The sequence below is a fragment of the Streptomyces sp. L-9-10 genome (assembly GCF_004151105.1).
Lineage (GTDB): Bacteria > Actinomycetota > Actinomycetes > Streptomycetales > Streptomycetaceae > Streptomyces.
The window spans coordinates 1-287 of record NZ_PHRF01000137.1 but is presented as its reverse complement, the minus strand read 5'-3'; the positions used below and the strand labels follow the sequence as shown (position 1 = coordinate 287).

General features: G+C 66.6%; 1 protein-coding gene. It reads left to right on the top strand.

The genetic code is table 11. The annotated features are described in order from the left end of the window. Positions 1-12: 12 nt before the first annotated feature. Positions 13-287: AMP-binding protein (locus tag CU044_RS30185; RefSeq protein WP_240045940.1), on the top strand; the 275-nt coding region annotated here is incomplete at its 3' end.

The window sequence follows — 287 nt, the reverse complement described above, 5'->3', positions numbered from 1 at the left end:
CTGCCGAGGTCGGTGGATCTGGTGGTGGCGGTGCTGGGGGTGTTGCGGGCCGGTGGTGCGTATGTGCCGTTGGATCCGGAGTATCCGGCGGACCGGCTGGAGTTCATGAAGGCTGACAGTGGTGTGGAGGTGGTGATCACGGAGGAGGTGTTGGCGCGTTCCCTGGTGGGGGAGGCGTTGGCGGCTCCTGTGGGGCCGGTGTCGTTGTCGTCGGCGGCGTATGTGATCTATACGTCGGGTTCGACGGGTCGGCCGAAGGGTGTGGTGGTTCCGCATGCGGCGATGGC